General features: G+C 72.3%; 16 protein-coding genes. 8 read left to right on the forward strand and 8 right to left on the reverse strand.

Annotation, left to right across the window (positions count from 1 at the left end; genetic code table 11):
• Positions 1–81 precede the first annotated feature (81 nt).
• From A1QA_RS0104745 to A1QA_RS0104755, 3 genes are all read left to right on the forward strand, one after another.
• Positions 82–1,134 carry an ABC transporter substrate-binding protein gene (locus A1QA_RS0104745; protein WP_017177776.1) on the forward strand — a complete coding sequence of 351 codons (1,053 nt, stop codon included), beginning with the start codon at positions 82–84 and terminating at the stop codon, positions 1,132–1,134.
• Between the two features lie 34 nt (positions 1,135–1,168).
• Positions 1,169–2,941: an ABC transporter permease gene (locus A1QA_RS0104750; RefSeq protein WP_017177777.1), complete on the forward strand. Its 1,773-nt coding sequence runs from the start codon at positions 1,169–1,171 to the stop codon at positions 2,939–2,941.
• A 116-nt stretch (positions 2,942–3,057) separates the two neighbouring features.
• Complete coding sequence (locus A1QA_RS0104755) at positions 3,058–4,218, forward strand: ABC transporter ATP-binding protein (protein ID WP_017177778.1); 1,161 nt, start codon at positions 3,058–3,060, stop codon at positions 4,216–4,218.
• Positions 4,219–4,334: 116 nt separating this feature from the next.
• Here A1QA_RS0104755 and A1QA_RS0104760 read toward each other — a convergent pair whose 3' ends face one another.
• Genes A1QA_RS0104760 through A1QA_RS0104770 form a run of 3 tightly spaced genes read right to left on the reverse strand, consistent with a single transcriptional unit; the run spans position 4,335 to position 6,833 of the window.
• A complete protein-coding gene (locus A1QA_RS0104760; protein ID WP_017177779.1) occupies positions 4,335–5,207 on the reverse strand; it encodes a DUF5926 family protein in 873 nt (290 codons plus the stop codon).
• 50 nt (positions 5,208–5,257) lie between these two features.
• Positions 5,258–6,403 carry a DUF5129 domain-containing protein gene (locus tag A1QA_RS0104765; protein ID WP_017177780.1) on the reverse strand — a complete coding sequence of 382 codons (1,146 nt, stop codon included), beginning with the start codon at positions 6,401–6,403 and terminating at the stop codon, positions 5,258–5,260.
• A 34-nt stretch (positions 6,404–6,437) separates the two neighbouring features.
• The gene (locus A1QA_RS0104770) at positions 6,438–6,833 is read right to left on the reverse strand and encodes a RidA family protein (protein WP_017177781.1); all 396 of its coding nucleotides are present in this window, start codon (positions 6,831–6,833) and stop codon (positions 6,438–6,440) included.
• Between the two features lie 159 nt (positions 6,834–6,992).
• On the opposite strand from A1QA_RS0104770, the gene A1QA_RS14925 reads away from it, so the two are divergent.
• From A1QA_RS14925 to A1QA_RS0104785, 3 genes are all read left to right on the forward strand, one after another.
• Positions 6,993–7,964 (forward strand): hypothetical protein, encoded by a 972-nt coding sequence (locus A1QA_RS14925; protein WP_017177782.1) that lies wholly within the window; start codon positions 6,993–6,995, stop codon positions 7,962–7,964.
• Between the two features lie 102 nt (positions 7,965–8,066).
• Positions 8,067–9,746 (forward strand): phosphoglucomutase (alpha-D-glucose-1,6-bisphosphate-dependent), encoded by a 1,680-nt coding sequence (gene pgm / locus A1QA_RS0104780; RefSeq protein ID WP_017177783.1) that lies wholly within the window; start codon positions 8,067–8,069, stop codon positions 9,744–9,746.
• 143 nt (positions 9,747–9,889) lie between these two features.
• On the forward strand, positions 9,890–10,819 hold the full coding sequence (locus tag A1QA_RS0104785) for a YwiC-like family protein (protein ID WP_082181122.1): 930 nt from the start codon (positions 9,890–9,892) through the stop codon (positions 10,817–10,819).
• 26 nt (positions 10,820–10,845) lie between these two features.
• Here A1QA_RS0104785 and hisC read toward each other — a convergent pair whose 3' ends face one another.
• From hisC to A1QA_RS0104810, 5 genes are all read right to left on the reverse strand, one after another.
• On the reverse strand, positions 10,846–11,982 hold the full coding sequence (hisC, locus tag A1QA_RS0104790; RefSeq protein ID WP_017177785.1) for a histidinol-phosphate transaminase: 1,137 nt from the start codon (positions 11,980–11,982) through the stop codon (positions 10,846–10,848).
• A 65-nt stretch (positions 11,983–12,047) separates the two neighbouring features.
• Positions 12,048–14,006 (reverse strand): hypothetical protein, encoded by a 1,959-nt coding sequence (locus A1QA_RS13520; RefSeq protein WP_017177786.1) that lies wholly within the window; start codon positions 14,004–14,006, stop codon positions 12,048–12,050.
• The gene (locus A1QA_RS0104800) at positions 14,003–14,215 is read right to left on the reverse strand and encodes a hypothetical protein (RefSeq protein ID WP_017177787.1); all 213 of its coding nucleotides are present in this window, start codon (positions 14,213–14,215) and stop codon (positions 14,003–14,005) included. The genes A1QA_RS13520 and A1QA_RS0104800 overlap by 4 nt, the downstream gene beginning before the upstream one ends.
• Positions 14,216–14,344: 129 nt before the next feature.
• Complete coding sequence (locus A1QA_RS0104805) at positions 14,345–15,064, reverse strand: hypothetical protein (protein WP_154652233.1); 720 nt, start codon at positions 15,062–15,064, stop codon at positions 14,345–14,347.
• Complete coding sequence (locus tag A1QA_RS0104810) at positions 15,061–15,744, reverse strand: class I SAM-dependent methyltransferase (RefSeq protein WP_017177789.1); 684 nt, start codon at positions 15,742–15,744, stop codon at positions 15,061–15,063. Before A1QA_RS0104810 ends, A1QA_RS0104805 begins: the two co-directional genes overlap by 4 nt.
• 157 nt (positions 15,745–15,901) lie before the next feature.
• Here A1QA_RS0104810 and A1QA_RS0104815 point away from each other — a divergent pair, with 157 nt between their 5' ends.
• Positions 15,902–16,312 (forward strand): phage holin family protein, encoded by a 411-nt coding sequence (locus tag A1QA_RS0104815; protein ID WP_017177790.1) that lies wholly within the window; start codon positions 15,902–15,904, stop codon positions 16,310–16,312.
• Positions 16,313–16,392: 80 nt separating this feature from the next.
• Complete coding sequence (locus A1QA_RS13525) at positions 16,393–17,091, forward strand: C1 family peptidase (RefSeq protein ID WP_279625141.1); 699 nt, start codon at positions 16,393–16,395, stop codon at positions 17,089–17,091.
• Positions 17,092–17,103: the final 12 nt, after the last annotated feature.

Here is a 17,103-nt window from a genome sequence, read left to right on the forward strand (position 1 = left end):
CATGGAACGTGACGGCGCTCACGGCCCATGATGAATGTGATCGGCGCAATGAGGCGCCGCTGAGAACTGAAAGGCAATCCCATGCTCTCCCTCCGCCGTCGCGCGACCGCCGCTGTCCTCCTCACCGCCAGCCTCAGCCTCGCCGGATGCGCGGGCACCACCGATTCCTCCTCCGGCGGCGATGGCGATGGCCCCATCACCATCGCCTGCGGCGCCATGGAGGACCTCTGCCAGGCCTGGACCAACGCCTTCACCGCCGACACCGGTATCCAGGCCACCTACGTGCGCCTCTCCTCCGGTGAGACCGTCGCCCGCCTGGCCTCGGCCAAGGACAGCCCCGAGTTCGACGTCTGGCACGGCGGGCCCGTCGACGGCTATGGGGAGGCCGTCAACCAGGGGCTCATCGAGGCCTACAAGTCCCCCGAGGCGGAGAAGATCCCCGCCCAGTACAAGGACGCCGACGGCAACTGGACCGGCGTGTACATCGGCGCGCTCGGCTTCTGCTCCAACAAGACCCAGCTCGACAAGCTCGGCGTCGAGGTCCCCGACTCCTGGGACGACCTCCTCGACCCCGCCCTCAAGGGCCAGGTCTCCACGGCCCACCCCTCGACCTCCGGCACCGCCTTCACCACCCTGTGGACCCAGGTCACCCGCCTGGGAGGTGAGGACGCCGGCCTGGAGTACATGAAGAAGATGCACAACAACGTGCTCCAGTACTCCAAGTCCGGCACCGCCCCCGGTCAGATCGCGGGGCGCGGCGAGGTCGCCGTCGGCCTGGTCTTCTCCCACGACTGCGTGAAGTACCAGGAGGAGGGCATGACCGACCTCCAGGTCTCCTTCCCGAAGGAGGGCACGGGATACGAGGTCGGCGGCGTCGCCCTCGTGGCCAACTCGAAGCACAAGACCTCCGCGCAGAAGTACATCGACTGGGCCATCTCCGCCAAGGCGCAGAACGTCGGCCAGACCGTGGGCTCCTACCAGGCGCTGACCAACCCCGAGGCCACCCCGAGCGACAAGAGCGTGGATCTGTCCACCCTCACCCTCGTCGACTACGACTTCACAGCGGCCGCCAAGGCGAAGTCGGAACTCACCGCCCGCTTCGACGAGGAGATCGCCGCCGCCCCCAAGGAGTGACGGCGCGGTCGGCGTCTGAGTTAAGGACATCACTATGACTGCCATCCCCCTCACCACCCCCGGGGACGCTGCCCCCGCCACCCCAGCCGGCCCGGCCTCTCGCAGCCAGGCGCCGGCGGGGCGGCGGGCCCGCACCCGCGTCAAGCAGGACCCGGTGACGATCGCGATCCTCGTCGTCGTCCTGGCCGCCCTCATCGCCCTGGTCCTCCTGCCGCTGGCCCGCGTGCTCGGCGAGGCCGTGTCCGGCAAGGGCATGGCCGTGCTGCGCAACATCATCAGTTCGTCGGCCAACCGCAAGACCGTGCTCAACACGCTCGTCCTGGGCGTCGTCGTGGGCGCCGTCGGGACCCTCGTCGGCTTTCTGCTGGCCTATGCGCAGGTGCGCCTGCGCTTCCGCGGCAAGCGGCTCTTCCACCTCATCTGCCTGCTCCCCGTGGTCTCCCCGCCCTTCGCGGTGGCGACGGCGGCCATCACCCTGTTCGGTCGCAACGGCATCATCTCCACCCAGATGCTCGGCCAGCACTGGAACATCTACGGGCTCAACGGATTGACCCTCGTGCTCGTGCTGTCCTTCTTCCCGGTGGCGTACATGAACCTGGTGGGGATGCTCCGCAGCCTCGACCCGGCCATGGAGGAGGCGGCCGCCTCGCTGGGCGCCTCGCGCTGGACGGTCTTCCGAACAGTCACCCTGCCGATGCTCGTGCCGGGCCTGGGCGCCTCCTTCCTCCTGTTGTTCACCGAGGCGATCGCGGACCTGGCCAACCCCCTGGTCATCGGCGGAGACTTCACGGTGCTTGCCTCGCGGGCGTACATCGCCATCACCGGCGAGTACAACACGGCCGCCGGCGCCGCCTACTCCCTCGCGCTGCTCGTGCCCTCGCTGCTCGTCTTCCTCATCCAGCGGTACTGGTCCGGGCGCTCCTCCACGGTCACGGTGACCGGCAAGCCGGCCGGCTCCTTCAAGCTCCTGGGCGGACCGGCCCGCATCCCGCTGCTGGCAGTGAGCGGGGCGATCCTCACTCTCGTGCTGGCCATCTACGCCGCAGTCGTCGTCGGCGGCTTCGTGGAGATCCTGGGGGTCAACAACGCCTTCACCACGCGGCACTTCGACTACGTGCTCTCGGGAATCGGCAATGACGCCATCGTCGACACCACGATCCTGGCGCTCCTGGCCACCCCGGTGGCGGGCCTGCTGGGAATGCTGGTGGCCTGGCTCGTCGTCGTGCGCATGAGGCGCGGCGCGGGAATCGTCGACTTCCTCGGGATGCTGGGGCTCGCCGTGCCGGGCACAGTCATCGGCATCGGCTACCTCGTCACCTTCAACAAGCCGGTGGCGATGTTCGGCTCCAACATCATCCCGCCACTGGCCGGCGGCGGGGCCGTCATGGGCGGCGCCCTGGCGATCGTCATGGTGTACACGGCGCGCTCCATGCCCGCGGGCCAGCGCTCCGGCATCGCCTCCCTGCACCAGATCGACAAGGCGATCGACGAGGCCTCGACGTCGCTGGGCGCCTCGGGCGCGCAGACCTTCCGGCGCGTCACCCTGCCGCTCATCCGGCCGGCGTTCCTCACCGGCCTCGTCTACGCCTTCGCGCGCTCGATGACGACGCTCTCCCCGATCATCTTCATCACGACGCCGCACACGAAGATCATGACCTCCCAGATCCTCGCCGAGGTCGACGCCGGGCGCTTCGGCAACGCCTTCGCCTTCTGCACGATCCTCATCGTCATCGTCATGACCGTCATCGGCGGCCTCAACCTCCTCATGCGGGGCCGCGCCGGCCACGCCCGCAGCGAGGCCGGCTAGCGCCAGCCACCGGCGCCGTCGGCGCTGGCGTCCCACCGCCGCGCCGCCGGACCAGCGCCGGCACGCCAACCGGCACCCGCATCCCCTACGAGCACACTGAGCCAAGGAGGCTCCCCATGTCCACACCCACCACGCCCGGGCCCGACGGCGGACCCGCCACCACCGGCCGCCTCGAGCTGCGCGACGTCGTCAAGGTCTTCTCCAATCGGGGCAAGGATGTCTACGCCGTCCACGGCGTCAGCCTCGACATCGCCCCCGGCGAGTTCGTCACCCTGCTGGGCCCCTCGGGCTGCGGCAAGACGACGACGCTGCGCATGATCGCCGGATTCGAGGACACCACCTCCGGCCAGGTGGTCCTCGACGGCCAGAACATGGTGTCACTGCCGCCCAACAAGCGGCCCATGTCCATGGTCTTCCAGTCCTACGCCCTGTTCCCGCACCTGAGCGTGCGCGAGAACATCGCCTACGGGCTCAAGCTGCGTCACACCAAGCCCGAGGAGATCCGCGAGCAGGTGGAGATCGCGCTGACCTCGATGAACCTCAACTCCCTGGCGGATCGCGCGCCGAACGAGCTCTCCGGCGGGCAGCAGCAGCGCGTGGCCCTGGCCCGCGCCATGGTCATGCGCCCCAAAGTGCTGCTCTTCGACGAGCCCCTGTCCAACCTCGACGCCAAGCTGCGGGTGCGGATGCGCCTGGAGATCCGCCGCCTCCAGCAGCGCATGGGCATCACCTCGATCTACGTCACGCACGACCAGGCCGAGGCCATGACGATGTCGGACCGGATCGTCGTCATGAACGCCGGGACGATCGAGCAGGTGGCCACGCCGGAGAAGATCTACCGGCGGCCGGCGAGCGTGTTCGTCGCCGACTTCATCGGCCGGGCGAACTTCCTGGCGGCCACCGCGCGGGACGTCGGCGGCGGGCGCTGCTCGGCGCGGGTGCTCGGCGCGGATCTCCAGGCGGCCTGCCACGAGGGCGTCTCCGCGGGCAGCGGCGTCACAGTGATCGTGCGGCCCGAGTCGGTGCGGCTGAGCCCGGGCACGGGTGAGGGCGCGGGCGGCAGCGAGCTCGTCGGCGCGCACGGCCGGGTGCTGTCCTCGGTGTTCTACGGCGATCACGTCGAGTACGAGGTGGAGACGGAGGCCGGCACGATCCTGTGCGTGGAGTCCGATCCCGAGCCCTCCTCCGTCCACGCCGAGGGCGACGACGTCATGGTCGCCGTCGAGGCCTCCCGCGCCTGGGTCCTCCCCGAGGAGCGCGAAGCCGACGGCGAGTAGGCGGAGCCGCAGGTGCGCTTTCCACCGACAGGTGCCGCCAGCACCGAGAGGCGCGTTCTCACCGCACTTCTCGGTGCTGCGCGCACCCGTCGGTGGAGGATGCACCCGTCAGCGGCTCAGAGGTTGACCTGGCGGGAGATGATGCCGGCCTTGGCGCGGCGGGCGTCGGCGTCCAGGGGGGCATCGTCCGCGAGCGCGGCGTCGAGGCGCTTGGCCATCGCCTGCATGGGCTTGGTGAGGTCGGCCGCGGTCATGCCGGGGAGGAGCTCCCACACGGGGATCGCCAGGCCGCAGGCGCGGAAGGCGCCGATGAAGCGCACGCCCTCGGCGAGGTCGGACTCGCGCGCGGCGTGGACGCGGGCGAAGGCGTTGAAGAAGTCGTCCTCGTCCTCCCCGCGCACCCAGCGCACGAACTCCTTGCCGTTCATGGCGCACCAGTAGGCGTGCTCCACCCCGGGCACGGGCTCAGTGGGGGCGATGTCCCCCTTGGCCTCCTCGATGACGCGCATCGTGTCCGGGTCCTCGCGCTGCTCGGCGGTGAGCCAGAAGCCGAAGGACTCGTGGACGGTGAACTCGGAGTCGAAGGAGGGGTCGAGCATGTCCTGCAGGCGCGGGCCGGGCTCGGGCAGGGCGTTCGCGGTCAGCCCCGTTCCGGGCTCCAGGCCGAGGGTGGTCTGGAGGGCGGCGGCGACGTCGCGGGAGGCGTCCCCGGAGTGCAGGGAGGTCTGCATCGCGATGAGGACCTCCCCGTCGGCGCGCTTGAGGCCCTGGGCGAGCTCGGGCAGGAGGCTCGCGAAGGTGATCTCGGTGCCGCCGTGCTCCTCGGTGAGGCGGGCGGTGAGGGTGGCGGCCGGGATGAGCTGCATCATCGCGACAAGCTCCTCCTCGTCCGCCAGGTCCTCGAAGGGGCGGGCGACGAAGGGGACCTGCTGCTTCTTGGGGGCCTTGGCGGCGTCGGACTGACGGCGCTGGCGCTTCTTCTTCGACATGCGCGCAAGACTACCGGGCAGCGGCGTGATCGCACCGCAGGCCCCAGCGGCTAGGACTTCTTCTTCCCCTTCTTCTCCGAGTCCCGTGAGCCGTCGTAGGCCTCGAGGATCCGCTCGATCGGGCTGGAGTACTGCGACGCCGTCGCCAGGCCGCTCCAGCGCACGCGCGCGGCCTGGATGCCCGGGGAGAAAACGTTGAGGCGGATGGTGGCGGCGGGGTTGTAGGACCCCGCCGACGGCGCACCTGCCCGCCCGCCACCGGCCCCGCCGTCGGCCCCCTCGTCCTCCCACGTGCCGGAGTACTCGAAGCGGTCATCGTCGTCGGGCAGCTTCCAGGTGCTGATGTACTTCCGGTAGTACTCGAGCCCCTCCTTCTTGCCACCCGAGCCCTCGGCGGCGAGCGCGCCGCGGGCAAGGGCGTCGGCGCGGCCGCGGATCTCGGCCGCCATCGCGTCGAGCTCGTCGAGGGCGGCGCCGGGGGCCAGGGAGCCGGAAGCGAGCCGAGCGCGCAGGGCGGTCAGCCGAGCGCCGCAGACGCGGGCCCAGCCGAGCTCGGAGTCGATGGTGGCGGCGCTGACGGCGTCGCCCGCCTCCTCGCTAAGCGCGCGGAAGGTGCCCAGGTCCTCGCGCAGGGGCCCGCACTCGTTCTCCCAGGCCTCCTCCCAGCCCGGGGCGAGGGTGGGGAGGGTGGCGGCGTTGTGGACGGCGTCGTTGATGGCGCTCAGGCCGGAGACGTCGTCGCCCAGCTTCGTAGTGGCCTCCCTCATGGCGGGGTCGTACCAGTCGATCCAGCGCATCCGGCCCATGCCCGCCACGAGCTTGCCGATGTGGCGCTGGCGCCCTTCCAACCAGTTCAGGCGATTGAGGACCTGGGCGCCGTGGGCGTCATCGGCGGGGATGCGGGCGGCGTCGGCCCGCGCGGTCCCGGCGGTGGCCTCGGCTCGCGCGTAGAACTCCTGGGCCTGGCGGAGCCGCTTGCGTCCCTGCCTCAGCGGGGAGATGAACTGGTCCTCCACGATGAGGGCGCCGCAGCCGAGCAGCACGACGACGATGATCCAGGCGTCCACGTCGAGATCCAGCATGAGCGCGCCGACGATGGGGATGATGAAGAACATCGCCGTGATGACGCCCATGGGGACGAGGGCGCGGATGGCGCGGCGCGCGGAGGGCTGCGGGAATGTGGTTGGGGAACTCACGGCCGCAGGTTACCCGCCCCGGGATCGCGCCGTTTCAGGGGCGGACGGCGATGGCCTCGATCTCCACGCCGGCGCCCAGGGGCAGGGCGGCGACGCCGAAGGCGGCCCGGGCGGGCAGGACCTCGCCCGTGAAGTAGCGGGCGTAGACCTCGTTGACGGCGGCGAAGTCGGCGATGTCGGCGAGCAGGACGGTGGTCTTGACGACGTGCTCGTAGCCCAGGCCCGCCTCGGCGAGGATCGCGCCCACGTTCTTCAGGGACTGCTCGGCCTGGGCGGCGATTCCGCCGTCGACGAGCGCGCCGGTGGCGGGGTCGAGCGGCACCTGGCCGGAGACGAAGACGAGGGAGCCGGGGGCGTCGGCGGCGCTCACGCCCTGGGAGTAGGGGCCGACGGCGGCCGGGGCCTGGGTGGTGGCGATACGGGTGGGCATGGGCAGTCCTTCCGGGGACGGGGCTCGCGGGCCTCCAGTAACGTGGCGGCTACCACTGTAGAGCGCCCGGGCGGGCCGCCGGATGCTGGCGTCCGCGGGCCGAGCGGCGGCGGAGGCGGGCACTCAGCGCGCACCAGCGGCGGAGAGATGAGGATGATGATGGAGCACGAGCCCAGCGCGCCTGGGGGGTGGATGGGCCGCGCCCGATCCGGGCTGGCCAGCGCCGCGGGCGCGACCGCCCACGCGGCCGCGGGCGCCGCCGGTGCCGCTGCGGGCGCCGTCGGATCAGGGGCGGTCAGCGCCGCGGGCGCCGCCTACACGCGGGCCCGCAAAGCCGTGCCCGGGACCCTCGCGCTCACCGAGCCGCTGCGCGGCACGCCCCTTGAGCGGCGCCTGGCCACGGCCCTTCACACCACGGCGCACGCGCGTGGCCCGGGCTCACAAGCCATGAGCGCCAATCCCTTGCGCCGGGGTTTCCGCGTCGGGGCGAGACTCCACCGGCGCGTGCGCCGCGAGGGCTACCGGCCGTCGTCGGCGGGGCTGGACGTCGAGGAGCTCGTCCGCGTCCACGGCGCCCTCCTGCCCAAGATCGCCGACGGGACCCTCCGGCCGCCGTCGTCCTCCCGCCCCGATAAGACGGTCGCCACGGCCATGGGCTCCGCCGTCGGCGAGCTCCACCAGATCGACGTCGACGCTGAGGACGCGGCACTCGGCGCCCTGGGGTGGACGCGCCTGTGCGTGGATACCGATGAGGTCCGGGCGCGGCGGGTGCTGTCCGTGGTGCACGCCTACCACCTGGACATCCTCGTCAGCCTTGTGGGCGCTGGCCCGGAGGAGTACGCGGCCGACATGCGCCTTCTCCTGCCCCATGGCCTGCCCCCACAGGTCCAGGCGGCGCTGGGCGAGGCGTCCTGGCCGGTGATCCGGCTGCACCTGCTGGGCGCGGGGCGCGTCGCCGTCGACGATGGCAGCGGATTGCTCGTGCGGACCTTCCCGGACTGCCCCCACAAGTGGACCGGCTCCCTGCTGGTGGAGAACGGCCGGGTGACGCGCGCCGAGCTCGAGATCCGGCGCCGCCCCAACGTGGCCGCCAACGCGCTCAACGTCGTCAGCGACTTCATTGAGGGCTGATCCTGTCCCAGGTGGGCGACCGCCCGTCCCGCTACCCGCGCTGATTCCGTCCACCCGGTGGACATGCTCGGCATAGCCAGTGGCCTGTGACACACTGCCCTTATGCACCCACGCGCAGGAACAGTTGCCCAGCCCGAGGACCTCATCAACGTTGATGAGGTCACGTCCGCCTACTACGACCTCGTCCCCGACCCCGCCAACCCCGCCCAGAAGGTCGTCTTCGGCACCTCCGGGCACCGCGGCTCCTCTCTCGACACCGCCTTCAACGAGGCCCACATCGTCGCCACCACCGCGGCGATCGTCGAGTACCGCCGCTCCCAGGGAACCGACGGCGTCCTCTACATCGGCCGCGACACGCACGCCCTGTCCGAGCCCGCCTGGCGCACCGCCATCGAGGTGCTCGCCGGGGCCGGCGTCACCACCGCCATCGACGCACGCGGCTCCTACACGCCCACCCCCGCCGTCTCGCACTCCATCCTCCTGGCCAACGGCGCCGGCACCGAGGCCGGCCCGCGCACCACCGGCCCGGGCCTGGCCGACGGCATCGTCGTCACGCCCTCCCACAACCCCCCGCGCGACGGCGGCTTCAAGTACAACCCCCCGCACGGCGGCCCCGCCGACTCCGACGCCACGAGCTGGATCGCGGCCCGCGCCAACGAGCTGCTCGCCTCCGGCTGGCGCGACGTGCCGCGCGTGCCGATCTCCGAGGCCCTCGAGGGGCCGCACGTCGTCAGGCACGACTACCTCGAGACCTACGTCTCCGACCTCGAGAGCGTCATCGACATGGAGGCCATCCGCGCCGCCGGCGTGCGCATCGGCGCCGACCCGCTGGGCGGGGCCTCCGTGGACTACTGGGGCGCCATCGGCGAGCGCTACGGCCTCGAGCTCACCGTCGTCAACCCCGCAGTCGACCCCGCCTGGTCGTTCATGACGCTGGACTGGGACGGCAAGATCCGCATGGACTGCTCCTCCCCCAACGCCATGGCCTCCCTGCGCCAGGCCATGACCCCCGACGCCGAGGGGAACACCCCCTACGACGTCGCCACCGGGAACGACGCCGACTCCGACCGCCACGGCATCGTCACCCCCGACGGGCTCATGAACCCCAACCACTACCTCGCCGTCGCCATCGAGTACCTCTTCACCCACCGCCCCGGCTGGAACCCGGAGGCGAAGGTCGGCAAGACCCTCGTCTCCTCCTCCCTCATCGATCGGGTCGTGGCCGCGATGGGCCGCGAGCTCATCGAGGTGCCCGTCGGCTTCAAGCACTTCGTGCCCGGCCTGCTCGACGGCTCGGTGGGCTTCGGCGGCGAGGAGAGCGCCGGCGCCTCCTTCCTGCGCAAGGACGGCACCGTGTGGTCCACGGACAAGGACGGCATCATCCTGGCCCTCCTGGCCAGCGAGATCATCGCCGTCACCGGGAAGTCGCCCTCCCAGCTCCACGATGAGCAGGTCGAGCGCTTCGGCGCCTCCGCCTACGCGCGCATCGACGCCGCCGCCACCAAGGAGGAGAAGGCCAAGCTCGCGGCCCTCGCCCCCGAGGATGTCACGGCCACCGAGCTCGCCGGCGAGCCCATCACCGCGCGCCTCGTCAAGGCGCCCGGCAATGGCCAGCCCATCGGCGGCATCAAGGTGACCACCGAGAACGCCTGGTTCGCGGCCCGCCCGTCGGGCACGGAGGACGTCTACAAGATCTACGCCGAGTCCTTCAAGGGCGAGGAGCACCTGGCCCTCGTCCAGGAGGAGGCCAAGAAGGTCGTCGCCGCCGCCCTCGGGAGCTGACGGACTCTTCTTTCAGGGGGTGGTGCCGGTCCGCGGGGCTGGCACCACCCCCGTTCGTTGCCCGCTCGCGCTTCTTCACGCCGTCGGGCCCGGGAACTGACAACCCTGCCGCGCTGGTGGGCGGCTCCCTTAGGCTGGCCGGCATGACTCAGACCCGTCCCTCCTCGCCGCCGACGCGGACTCCCAGCCGCCCAGGCCGGAAGCCCCGTCCCACGCAGGAGCAGATCCGCAGGCAGCCGGGCCGCCGCGCCTGGGTGCCGAACCAGCACGGGGCCTGGGCGATGCTCATCGTCCCGCCGATGGTCGGCTGCGTGGTGGGCGGCTGGAGCTGGCTCAACCTCCTTCTCCTGCCCGCCTGGTTGAACGGCTACCTCACCTACTGGGCGTGGTCGCAGTGGCTGCGCACGCGCTCGGCCCGCAAGCGCGCGCTCCTCATCCCGCCGATGCTCGTCTACACAGGGCTCACCGCGGGGCTCGGGCTGCTGACTATCGTCCTGGCCCCCTACCTGCTGCAGTGGGCCGTCCCCATGGCGCCGCTGCTGGGGATCGCCGCCCACGAGGTGTGGCGCGGCAGGGAGCGCTCGCTCGCCTCGGGGCTGTCGACGACGACGGCCGCCTCACTTATGGCCGGCATCACCTACCAGCTGGCCGTCCAGGGGCGGGGCGGCTTCCTCGGCACGGGCGCGGAGGCGACGGCGCTGGCCGGGTCGAGCCCCAATGGCGAGCTCACCGGCTGGGCGTGGTCCTGGGTGGCCACCGCCCTCATCGCCGCCTACTTCGGGGGCACCGTCCCCTACATCAAGTCGATGATCCGCGAGCGCTTCAACACCCGCTTGCTCGTGGGCTGCACGGCCGCCCATGCCGTCGTCGCCGCGATCGTGCTCTGGGCGGCGGCCGGGGGCTATGTGCCGTGGGCGCACGCGATCCTGTGGGTGGTGCTGGCGATCCGCGCCTGGGTCATGCCGAGGCTCCAGTGGCGCCAGGTGCGCCTCAAGCACCGGCCCCTGCGGCCGGGGACGATGGGGATCGTGGAGATGGTCTTCTGCGTCCTCTTCCTCGTCACCATCGCCTGACCGGGCGCCCCCGGCCCGCAGCCTGGCTAGGCGCGCTTGCCCGGCCAGGAGGCCGCGGCGGCCAGGACGCGGTCGTTCTCCTCGGGCGTGCCGATGGAGACACGCACGCCGTCGCCCGCGAAGGGCCTCACGAGGATCCCGGCATCGGCGAAGTGGGCGGCCAGGGCGGCGGCGTCCTCACCGACGGGGAGCCAGAAGAAGTTGCCCTGGGCGTCGGGCACCGTCCACCCCTGATCGCGCAGGGCGGCGAGGACCCGGTCCCGCTCGGCGGCGACGGCGCGCGCCCGCCGCCCGGTCTCGGCCAGTGCCTCCGGGGAGATGGCGGCACCGGCGGCGGCCTGCGCGGGCAGGCTCACCCCGAAGGGCGTGGCCACGGAGCGGATCGCCGCGGCGAGCGCGGGCTCGGCCACGAGGTAGCCCACCCTCATCCCGGCCAGGGCGTGGGCCTTGGAGAAGGTGCGGGAGACGACGAGGCCGGGGTGGTCGGCGAGAAGATCGAGGGCGTCGCCGACGGCGGAGTCGGTGACGAAGTCGAGGTAGGCCTCGTCGACGAGCACGAGGACGCCGTCGGGGGCGCCATCGACCAGCGCCTCCAGCTCGGAAGCCGTGAGCGCGGTGCCGGTCGGGTTGTTCGGGGTGCAGGCCATGATGACCCGGGTGCGGGGCGTGCAGGCGGCGAGCATGGCGGCAACGTCGTGGCGGCCCTCGGCGGTGACGGGGACGCGCACCGCCTGAGCGCCGGCCACCGCGATGCAGATCGGGTAGGCCTCGAAGGAGCGCCAGGGGATGATGACCTCGTCGCCCGGGTCGCAGACCGTGTCGAGCAGATGCTGGATGAGGGCCACGGAGCCGTTGCCGAGCACGACCTGGGCGGGGTCGATCCCGTGCTCGGCGTGCCTGGCGGCCAGGGCCTCGGCCAGCGACTGGCCGGTCATCTCCGGGTAGCGGTTGACGCCGGCGGCGGCGTCGGTGAGGGCGGCGAGCACGGAGCCCTGGACGGGGTAGGGCAGCTCGTTGGAGGAGAGCTTGGCGATGCCCTCGCCCTGGGGGCGGGCGCCGGGCACGTAGGCCGGCAGGGCGGCGATGTCGCGTCGCAGCGGGACGGCCGGGGTGGCGGGAGCAGGCGCCGCGGCGCCCGTGGACGAAGTGCTCGTGCTGCTCATGCCCGCATCCTCCCACCGATGCGCCGATCAGCGCCCCGCCCGTCTGCGCCTCGGTCCCGCCGCCCCTACGACTCGCGGGTGACGTCGAAGACCACCTCGGTGGTGGTGGCGCCCTCCTCCCCCGCGCCGGTGAGCCCGGAGAGGTCGCGCGAGTAGTCGGCGAAGGCCTGCTCGCCGCTCTCGGCGCCGCGCACGGCGTCGGCGTAGACGGATTCGCTGTGCGTGCTGCCCCCGCGGGTGTCCACGTAGGCGGTGGCGCGGTTGGGGGTGACCGGGTTGCTTGAGGCGTCGAGCCCGGGGACGACGTCGCTCGTGGACTCCAGGTGGAGGGCGCGGGTGCCGTCGGGAAGGGCGGTCCCGGAGGTGGGGCCGCCCGCGGTGAGGACGCTGGTGATCGTGTAGTTCTCCATGACGGCGGGGTCGGAGGCGATGTTGACCGCCGTCATCGCTCCCTGGGAGTGCCCGTAGATCCCGACCTCCTCTCCCGGCTGGATCCCGGACTGCCGCATCGCCGTGAGGACGGCGGAGTCCATGTCGGTCGGGCGCCCGGAGATGGCCTGGAGGTTCGTCTCGAGATCCTGGGGGTTGGAGTCCCCGCTGGTCCACTCCGCGGTGCCCGGGACGATGACCACCCAGCTGCGCGTGCCATCGGCGTGGTCCGTGCGCAGGATCGAGATGGCGCCGGCGCCGTCGGCCTGGGTCTGGCCCTTGACGGTCTGGGCGTGGTCCAGGAGCTCGGAGGCCGTGGAAGGGGGCGAGTCGATCCGGGAGCCCGTGAGGTCCTGGGCGGCGACGTCGGTGCCCAGCCCGAAGGGGTCCTGGGTGCCGGGCGGGACGCGGACCGCCGTGCCCGTGGCGCCCTTCTTGTTGTGCGGCGCGACGAGCAGGCCGGTCGGGGTGCCGTGGCGGGTGGCCCCGGCCTTCTCCGCCTCGATCGCCAGCGCGTAGGCGACGCGCTGCATGGGGGTGAGGGAGGAGGTGGGCACTTTCCGGCTGCCCACCTGCACCTCAGCGGGGAGCTCCGCCGTCGCCTTGGCATCGAGCTGGTCCGCGGAGACGCGGAGGAACTCCTGGATCGTGGCCCCCTCCCGTCCGGTCTCGCCCTTCCTCGCCCAGGCGCCGAGGCAGGCGAGCAGGATGAGGCTGTTCACGGCCCACTCGGAGGTGACATCGTTCTTGACCAGGAGCTGGAGGTTCTCCAGGATCACCTGCGCCTCATCGGGCATGAGGCCGTGGGTGGTGAGGATGTCGACCAGGGCGGCGGTGGGCAGCCAGAGGCCAGCGGTCGCCAGGAGCACGCCGCCCAGGGCCGCGCCGGCGGCGGCCGCCTCCGGGGACACGCTGAAGCTGCGGGCGCCGACGTCGGCATCCGTGTGCACCGTCGCGCCGTTCTCGGCGTCGGTGTACATGAGCGAGCAGGCGGATACGTCCGCCGCCAGAGACGTGAGCACGCTCGAGGCCGCGCTGAGCGAACCGGTGCCCGTCAGGAGGGCGTCGCAGGCCGAGATGAGGGTGCTGCGCTGGCGCTCGAAGGCGGCCACAGGGAGTTCGATGAGGCCCGCGACGAATGATGCGTCGGGGTCGGGAAGGAGCGAGTCGCCGGTCTGGGCCCCGGTGACGGGGTTGTAGCTGGGGTCCTCGGCGATGATGTCCGCCGGGACGGGCGCGTTCTCGGCGTCGGTCTTGGCGTTGCGCACATGCGTCGCCGCGGTGTCGAGCTGGCTGGCGGCGGTGGTGAGCGAGGCCGCGAGGGCATCCAGGTCCGCTGTGCTGACCGAGATCGATGAGCCACCCGCCACGAGGACGAGCGGGCGGCCCTGGGTCATGCTCCAGGTGTGCCCGGTGGTGACAGGCGGCGGCGTCGGGGAGGGTACGGCCTGTGGCGCCGTACCTGCCGCAGGGTAGGGCCCGGACTGGGGAGCGGGATCGGAGGCCGCCTGGGACGCCGCGCTGTCCACCGGGTAGGGGCCCTGGTCCGCAGGCGGCTGGACGGGGTCAGTGCTCGTGCTGGCGTGGAGGATCATGACGCGCCTCCTCGCATCGCGTCGAAGTCCTTAGCGGCGCTGGCCGCGGTATCGAGGAGCAGGTTGAGGGCCGGGATGAGCAGGACGGCCGAGTCCAGGGCGCTCTGGCACTGGGTGGCGGCCAGCCCCGTCCAGCTGGTGGGAACGGTGGAGGGAACGGAAGCGGCGTCGACTGCGGTATCGGCCGACGCGATGTCGAGCTGTGCCATGACTCGACGGTAGGCCGGGCCGGGGCGCGCTGGGCGGGGCGTCCCCAGAGGAGGTCCCGGGCCATGCACGACGGCGCCTGTGGTTCACGGGGGCCGGAAACATCCGGGACCAGCCGGAGCCGGGTCAGGTCAGACGGCGGCGCTCCGGCGTCGGACCGCGCGCTCGCGGCGCACAGCGAGCATCGCCGCGACATCGGCGACGACGGCCAGCGCGCCCACCCACCACCAGGAAGCGCCCGGCAGCCGCGCCCCCTCACTCACGGAGGCGATGAGACCCGCCGCGATCACGGCCAGCGCGCCCGTCACGGTCAGCGCAGCCGCGGCCGCGCGAGCCCTGGCGGTGAGTCCCGCGCGCAGCCATGCCCCGAGATTGCCGAGGGTGAGGGCGGCGCCCGCGCAGGTCGTGGCGGTGAGGAGGCCGTGGGGGGCTCCGGCGAGGCGCAGTCCGATCCACAGCCCAAGCGAGAGGGCGCTCACGGTGAGGTCGACGAGGAAGACGCGGGTGCCGGTGACCACCCCTGCGGGCAACGAGTGGTCCTGCGGGCGGTCGCGGTCGAGGGCGAGGATGGCCGCCGCGGCGAGGAGGAGCAGGGCCATGGGCCAGGGCGCCACGGGCAGGTCGCGCGCGGCGAGACGACCCGCCCAGGCGCCGGCGCCCGCGGCCAGGAGGGTGCCGGCTCCGATCCAGGGCAGGGCGGTGGTCAGCGGCCCCCGAGCGCGGTCGGCGATGGGCACGAGCTCGGCGATCCAGGCGGGCAGTTCCGGTAAGTCGGCGGGGGCCGCGCCGGAGGACAGGTCAGCGCCGTCGGGCCTCGGCTCCTCCACGCCACCGCCCGTCGGCTTACTCATACCGTCTCCGGGCGGCGCAGGCAGATGAGGGCGTCGGAGCGGCGCCCGGCCTCGCCGTCGGGGCCGGTGGCCTCGCGCCAGCGCTCCTCGGCAGCCTCGATCGTCCAGGAGTCGACGGCGTCGCCGAGGCCCTCGATGAGGTCGTCGGGGGTGTAGGTGTGGGCGTGGTGGCGGTGCCAGGGCGGGTTGACGCAGTGGACGGCGGCGACGAGGCGGCCGCCGGGGGCGACCCGCGCGGCGGCGTCGCGCAGGAGAGTCTCGAGGTTGATGGCGCCGGGCTCGGGGCCGCCGTGAATGTAGAAGGAGGTGACGAGGTCGAAGGGGCCATCCGGGAGCGGGTCTGCGACGACGTCGTGAACGCGGGCGGTGATGCTCTCGGCAACGCCGCGCTGCCGCGCCTCGGCGAGCAGGCGGTCGACGGCGGTGGGGGCGAGGTCGAGGCCGGTGGCCCGCCAGCCGTGCTCGGCGAGCCAGAGGACGTCGGCGCCCTCCCCGCAGCCGATGTCGAGGGCGGTGCCGGCGGGCCAGTCGGCGGCGAGCTCGGGGAGCCAGTCGTTGGCGTGCCCGGACCAGAGCTGGTCGACGCCGGAGTAGCGGGCCTCCCACTCCTCCTGGCGGGTGGGGTTGGTGTCGTGGGCGGCGTGGGGCGAGCCAGTGGCGCGCGAGTCGTCATACGTCATGGCCAGAGCGTAGCGAGACAGGGACCAAAGTCCAGCCGCGCGGTCCGGGGCGTCTCGGGCCGTTTGGCGGCACTTCGGGGCCCTCCAGCTGCCTCGTCCGCGTTTTCACAGGCCCACCACAGCCCACCCCCGGACGGGGGCTGGCAGGATAGGGGCCATGGAACTCGCCATCAGGATCGCTGGGAACGCCGCGGGGCTGTGGCTCGCCTCGCGCCTGCTCCCCGGCTCGCTGTCCCTGCCCGCGAACGCGACGACGCTGCTCGCCGTCGTCAACCTCCTCATCATCGGGGCGGTGCTCGCCGCCGTGAACTCGGTGGTCAAGCCGGTGGCGAAGGTGCTGGCCTTCCCCTTGTACCTCATCACCTTCGGCCTGTTCGCCCTCGTGGTCAACGGCGCGATGCTGCGGCTGACGGGCTGGATCACGGATGAGTTCCTCAGCGGCGCGGCCAGCGACCACCTTGCCGTGGGCCTGACGGTGGACGGCTGGTCCGGGGCGATCCCGGCCGCCCTTATCACCTCGATCGTCTCGGCGCTCGTCGTCGCCGCCCTCGACCGCGAGCGCGACTGACGCCGCGGCTAGACGATCTGGCTGACCACCAAGAGCACAAGCCCGACGGCGTCGACCCCGAGCCTCTGCGGCTCACGGCCTTGGAGCAGGTTCACCGGATGCTGTGCATCCACCTGGGGACCCCGCCCGAGGAGTTCGTGTGGCAGTACCGCGATAAGAACAAGGAATTTCACCGGATCGGGACGCTCACGCCGCGACAGTTCGCACAGCGCTACGTCACCGGGGTGGAGGAGTTCGTGGTCCTGGCCCACGACCCGCGCCCGGAGATCACGGTCAACACGCGCTACGGCATGGGCCGCAGCGACGTCATGGTGGGCGAACCGGTCCAGGATCACGTCACCGCCGAGCTCGAGGTGCTCAAGGCCGCCGCGATCGCCGCGATCCAGGACGGCGAGCCGGTGTGGTTCGCCTGCGACGTCGCCAAGCAGCGGGACAAGAAGGCCGGGATCTGGGACGCCGCCCTGCACGACTACGAGGGCCTGTACGGGGTGGACCTGTCGATGACGAAGGCCGAGCGGCTGGTGGCGCGCGAGTCGGCGCTCACGCACGCCATGTGCCTGACCGGCGTCGACCTGGTCGACGGCGCCCCGCGGCGCTGGCGGGTGGAGAACTCCTGGGGCGACAAGTTCGGGGACAAGGGCTTCCACACGATGAGCGACTCCTGGTTCGACGAGTACGTCTTCGAGGTCGTCGTGCGCGCGAGCCGCCTGCCCGAGAAGGTCCGCGCCGCCCTGGAGACCGAGCCCGTCGTGCTGCCCAGCTGGGACCCGATGGCCTGAGACGGCGGGGCG

Origin of the sequence: Actinomyces timonensis DSM 23838, from assembly GCF_000295095.1 — a bacterium.
In the GTDB taxonomy this organism is placed as follows: domain Bacteria; phylum Actinomycetota; class Actinomycetes; order Actinomycetales; family Actinomycetaceae; genus Actinomyces; species Actinomyces timonensis.